5 protein-coding genes are annotated in these 5629 nt (G+C 45.0%); all 5 read right to left on the bottom strand.

Annotation, left to right across the window (positions count from 1 at the left end; all coding sequences use genetic code 11):
- Window positions 1-523: 523 nt before the first annotated feature.
- Entirely contained in the window at window positions 524-1291 is a 768-nt protein-coding gene (locus ABY436_RS18535; RefSeq protein ID WP_372740410.1) for a M15 family metallopeptidase, read from the bottom strand.
- A gap of 4 nt (window positions 1292-1295) precedes the next feature.
- A complete protein-coding gene (locus ABY436_RS18530; protein WP_372740409.1) occupies window positions 1296-2573 on the bottom strand; it encodes a TRAP transporter large permease in 1278 nt (425 codons plus the stop codon).
- Between the two features lie 3 nt (window positions 2574-2576).
- Window positions 2577-3062: a TRAP transporter small permease gene (locus ABY436_RS18525; RefSeq protein WP_372740408.1), complete on the bottom strand. Its 486-nt coding sequence runs from the start codon at window positions 3060-3062 to the stop codon at window positions 2577-2579.
- 52 nt (window positions 3063-3114) lie between these two features.
- On the bottom strand, window positions 3115-4149 hold the full coding sequence (gene dctP, locus ABY436_RS18520; protein WP_372740407.1) for a TRAP transporter substrate-binding protein DctP: 1035 nt from the start codon (window positions 4147-4149) through the stop codon (window positions 3115-3117).
- Window positions 4150-4307: 158 nt separating this feature from the next.
- Complete coding sequence (locus tag ABY436_RS18515) at window positions 4308-5246, bottom strand: LysR family transcriptional regulator (RefSeq protein ID WP_372740406.1); 939 nt, start codon at window positions 5244-5246, stop codon at window positions 4308-4310.
- Window positions 5247-5629: the final 383 nt, after the last annotated feature.

Genomic DNA, 5629 nt, shown 5'->3' with positions numbered 1-5629 from the left:
TCAATAAGTAGTACGCATTTCAGTCGGGTCTCGTCAGCTAGGCATTTGTAAAACTGTACTGGATTCATATTGAGGCCTTGATTATCGCTAAAGAAAACATATATGAAATATTATATATATGAAATTTCATACATGTAAAGAGGATTTATACATTTCCCAGCTATCTAAACCCCTGAAAGCGAACGTTGAGTGCACGGAAGAGCATGTCAGGTGTTGCGACAAAGCGTATCTTACCTAAAGGAAAATCCGCGCCTAAAAGTAGGCTGGATTAAGCACACTGTCCCAGGAATCCCTAAAGCGTGATAGCGAACCATTAACAAGGGCTTATTAGCATCTCCAATCAGGTCATTGCACCCTGAAGGATTGCCGGCCTTTTCCATGAAATTGAAATCTTATTGCTGCAGCGAAGATGTTTACTATCTTGCGGAGAATTTTCTGTTTAGCTGTATAAAATGCTTCAGTTGAAGTGTGGTTTGAAATGAAACAAAAGGGCTATATAGCCCCTTTGTTATGATCCTATGGATCAAATAGTGGGTTTGCTTTGGCGGAGTTGCTCCTGCCATAGAGACTCCAGAGAGCCTGGATGCGTTGCCCCGTATATGGCTTGCTGATTACCGCTATGCCAGGCCCACAACTGGTTACCAAAATCAAAATGCCACCATTCGCTTGGCAAATTTGTGAACCCTGCATCAATCATTACATTGTAGAGAACCCGGCGATTGTCACGGGCAATTTTTTGCTCTGGGCTGAGTGAGCTAACTCCTTCCAAGCTTGCTGTGTACGAGAGTGGGCTTGCTTCGTCAAACTTCGTTCCCATATTTAATATTCGTCCGTCTTGATCCGCTAGCGTCAGATCGATTGAACCACCCGTTAAGTGAGGGCTTGGCGCAGACGTTAAATTGCTAGGTGGCGACACTAGGTTTCTTGCTTCGGATGCTAATTCTTCGGAGCTGGCATCAGGGTAGGTGTGCTCCATTAGGTTGATCAAGGTATCGTATAAGTGTTGTTGAACAGAAAAGGGACGCCAGCCATCGAGTATTACCAAGCGAAATTCACTTGGTAATTGAGAAGCTGCATGTACTATTCGATTATAAACACTAAGCCGAAGATGGCATTCAGGTGGTGCACTCGGTATCCCCATTTTGAAATATGCCGGATAGACGAGTACCGTTCCTTGTAGCAAACTGGCCGGTTGAAGTGCTTCTTTACATTCTGTAATTGGTATTTTTCTGAGTTTTTCCCAATCAGGCTGAGGTATGTTGGGAATAGCGACGCATTGAAGTTTTTTCATCTGATTAGCCTACTAAGTTGGGAAGAAGCAACGTAATTTGCGGAAACAGAATTAGCAGTAAAAGAACGCCAATTGCTAACAAAACGAAAGGCCAAATTGATTTAAACATCTCAATGATCTCAAGGTCGCTCACCGCCGCCGCAACAAACACGCATGCCCCCATAGGTGGAGTAATCAATGCGATAGTTATATTCAATGTAATTACGATACCCAGGTGAACCGGATCGATACCTGCCATTGTTGCCACGGGTATAAAAATGGGTGTTAAAAGAATAAGTGCGGAGACTTCTTCCATAAACATGCCGGTAATAAAGGTGATTGCGCTCAGTAGTAGCAATACTAAAACTGGGTTATCCTGAAAAGGTGACAACATACTGGCAAACTGGTTGGGGACTTGTGCGTAAGAAAGTAACCAGCTAATGATCGAAGACGCGGCCATGATTACAAATATAGTGCCGGTCAGCATTGCAGTGTCACGCACTGCTTTCCATAAAGCTTGCAGTTTTAATTCACGATACAGCATACCTACAACTGCAACGTATATGACAATTAGGGCGCCAGACTCAGTGGGAGTCACAAACCCGAATACAATTCCTGCTACGATAATAAAGGGTGCGATTAACGCTGGCACAGCACCAAACAATGCCGCACTGAACTCTACCATGTTAGGTTTTTTTCCACTAACGGGCAGATTGGCTCGTCGGGCATATACCCAGTTCATCGCCATAAACGCAGCGCCTAGCAACAACCCAGGAATTACACCTGCTAAAAATAAGTCACCGACAGAAGTGTTGGTCAGCGATGCATAGAGAATCATGAAGATACTCGGTGGAATAATCGGCCCAATCAACGAGCTTCCGGCAGTCAATCCGGCTGCATAAGCAGTTGAATACCCTTCTTTTTTCATCGCTGGAACCAGCAGTGATCCAAGTGCAGAAGTGTCAGCTACTGCTGAACCATTTACACCAGCAAAGAAGACACTGGATATAACATTTACGTAGCCGAGTCCGCCACGAAGGTGACCAACCAAAACTCGTGCCAGTCGCATTAGTCGCTCAGTCATGCCTGCGCCGTTCATCAGATTACCCGCCAGAATAAATAACGGTATCGCCATCAGCGAGAATGAATCTATGCCACTAAAAAACTGTTGAGGGAGCATACGAGATAACAAAATGGGATCAATAACTAAAAAACCGATCACAGCTGTTAACAAAAGACTGAGAAAGAGCGGTATACCCAGTAATAAGTTTATAAAAAAAGTTGTGAACATCGCCAACAACATGATCTACCCCTTGGTGCTATTAGAGCTAAAACGATTTAATTCAGGCCCTTTGAGTAAAGAAACCAGACAAAGGCAAGCAAATCCGATTGGCAATGCCAGAAGTGGAACGGTCTTGCTGATGTCTAGTCCCATGGTCATGAAACGAGATACAGAAAACGCGTATTGCCAACTGATCCAAGCTACATAGCCACTTAGGAAGGTCATCAGTAGCCATGTATAAACTCTTATCACTAGGGTTAGCTGATGGGGAAGAAAGCTTTCGATAAACTCGACACGCATGTGCTTGTTTTGTAGCCAGGCAGGCGCAAGCACGAGTAGTACGGTTCCGATTATCAGATAACGTGACAGTTCGTCCATCCAGATAGGAGAGTGGCCAACAATGTAGCGGGCCACGACACCATAGAGCAAAATACAGACATTGATCACAAATATTGACGATGCGATCAGCAGTAATCCCTGGCATAGCTTATTTATTAGTTTTAAACGCATAGAAATACCTTGCGACGGTGGCAGTTAGCCACCGTCTAAGTAGTCTGAGGGGTTACTTAATACCGGCGTCTTTCAGAGCCAGATCAATCCATTTTTGATCGATGTTTTGTTCACTAAGCCAACTGATGAAAGACGGCTGACCAATATCCTGAAATGCCTGTAATTCCTCGGCTGTAGGGCGGTACACTTCCATACCGTTATCGGCTAAGAATTTAATACGGTCCTCTACCTGACTTTCTACAGCCTTACGGTTGATGTTATTTGCTTCTTGAACGGCTTCAGTCAACGCTGTGCGTTGGGAAGTAGTCAGGCTATTCAGCAATTCGTCATTAGCTACAAGAAACTGGTCAGAATACTGTATGTTGGCAAGCGTTAGGTATTTCTGCACTTCCTGCAAACTTCCAAGGATAATATACATGGGAGGATTCATTTGTCCGTCGGCAACACCAGTCCGCAGAGCCATGTAAACTTCAGTCCATGGAATCGGAGTACCAGATGCACCAAATGCCTCATATAGAGCTACCTGGCTTTTATCCATCGCACGGAAGCGTAGCCCTTTGAAGTCCTCTGGAGAGTGGATAGGGCGCTTGTTATTAGTAAAGGCTAAGAAGCCTCCTTCTTCAACAACTGCTAACAAATGTGTGTTAGTGCGACTGAAGAACTCTTTTTGCGCTTCTTTCCAGTATTCTCCCTCGTCAAAGAAATTTCGGGCCTTTTCGAAATCGGAAAACATAAATGGAATTGCACTGACAAATATTTCGGGGAACTGTGGTGATATACCGGCAAAAGAGGCAATGTTCAGGCTTGGCGTATTCATTACCTGCTCCATGCGCTCATCTTCTTCGCCGAGCATGCTGTTCGGATATAGCTTTAATGACAACTCGCCGTTAGTTTTTTCTTCAACTAAGCGTTGAAGGTTGCTCGCAAACAGATGCAGTACATTTTTTTCTGCGTCTGGTGCGCCTGTGTAGCTTAAGTTTATGTTTGTTTGAGCATTAACAGGCAGCGATGTTAGCAGTACCCCGACACCTATCGCACAGGCTTTTAGCAGGCTCTTTGGAGAAGTGATAGTAAGTTTATTTTTCATGTTTTTTTTCCGCGTTGGTTAGTGTTTTTATGGCAGTTGAAATCCGATCTCATGCCAACTTACCCGATGATGTGTTGACAATTCAAGCAGGCATATGTTGATTATTAGTCAACACAAAGTGAAAACGTCTTATTCAAGATCTAGTAGGTTATCGATATTTATAAGGGAGTGCTGAGAAGAGGGGCGTCTGCAATAAGAAAGCTCATGCTGCTTTGTAGATGCTTCATTAAAGCTTCTGCTGGAAGGGTCAGTTCGCGTCTATTATGACTGACCACTTTTGCCTTGGCTTCAGACAGAAGCGGATGATCGACTGCCAGTGAGCATATAATCCCTGCACGGATCTCAGCGGCAACAGTGAGTTGAGGCATAAAGGTTATCCCCAGTCCCGAGGACACAAAATTTTTCAATACAGAGACCGAGTTGGTGCGTAACCTTGGGTCAAAACGGATGTGTTCAACTTCTTCCATCAGGCGGACGAGGCGACCCATACCGAATTCACTGTCGATCAACGCAAGTGGATATTGACCTATATCCCTGAAATTCACTGGTTGATTGGTCGCTACTAAGGGATGATCTGGCGTAGCAATCAGATCTAGTGGGTGACGTCTTTCAACATGACAACGTAAGTCGACTGCTTCTGGGCAGGCATAGATGATACCAAAGTCTACCTGGTCATCCTTGATAAGTCGTATTGCCTCATTCGCTCCAGCCATCTCGACACTGATTTGAATGCCTGGATAACGGCTGATGAAATCTTGCAAAGGGGCGGAGATAAGGTCCGCGATAAAACCCTCCCCAACAGCGATTTTGACCTTACCTTTACGCAGTCCCCGCAGGTCATAAATACGCGATAACGTTGCAGCTTCGCTTGCCTGAATCTGGCGGTAGTGGTCGAGTAGTTCATTTCCTGCCATGGTTATACGACTACCCTGATTACTCCGCTCCCAAAGTGGCAAGCCGACTTCTTCTTCTAACAGTGCCAAGAGACGACTGATTGCTGAAGGATCTACATTCAGCTTAGCAGCTGCTTTACGCAACGACCCGAAACGAGCCACGGCATTAAGGTATTCAAGAGCGCGCGGGCTTAGTTTATTCATTTAGGAAGTTTAATCTCGAATTGCTAAAGGCTGTAAAAAAATACCAGCATGAGTAATAACGTTGCAAGGATATAAGTTGTTGATTATATGCAATTAGCAATACTTCTGTGCGGCTTTCTGCCGAAGTGGCTGTTCAGGGGGTAGCTTGTTGGAATTAGTTAATCTGTCGTCGTAATTCGATAATATAGGGATAACCTCGCTAAGAAAAGGGCGCCAGTGCTGCTTATACCTGGCGCCCTGAGGGTTCCTGTTAGTTAATTCTCGTCTTCACAAAGCTGCCGGGTGCCGGTTCCAGAATTGGGTAGTCTTTATTGCCGACGGCTTTGGGTGCGTCAACCTGTTTGCCGGCGCGTTTTTTCAGCCAGGGAGCCCAGTGGTTCCAC

Origin of the sequence: Neptunomonas sp., assembly GCF_041601355.1 — a bacterium.
GTDB lineage: Bacteria > Pseudomonadota > Gammaproteobacteria > Pseudomonadales > Balneatricaceae > Neptunomonas.
This window is presented reverse-complemented; position numbering and strand designations above follow the sequence as displayed.

Coding starts and splice junctions, on each gene's coding strand:
- ABY436_RS18535 (WP_372740410.1), bottom strand. CDS start 1,291: ATGAAAAAACTTCAATGCGTCGCTATTCCCAACATACCTCAGCCTGAT.
- ABY436_RS18530 (WP_372740409.1), bottom strand. CDS start 2,573: ATGTTGTTGGCGATGTTCACAACTTTTTTTATAAACTTATTACTGGGT.
- ABY436_RS18525 (WP_372740408.1), bottom strand. CDS start 3,062: ATGCGTTTAAAACTAATAAATAAGCTATGCCAGGGATTACTGCTGATC.
- dctP (WP_372740407.1), bottom strand. CDS start 4,149: ATGAAAAATAAACTTACTATCACTTCTCCAAAGAGCCTGCTAAAAGCC.
- ABY436_RS18515 (WP_372740406.1), bottom strand. CDS start 5,246: ATGAATAAACTAAGCCCGCGCGCTCTTGAATACCTTAATGCCGTGGCT.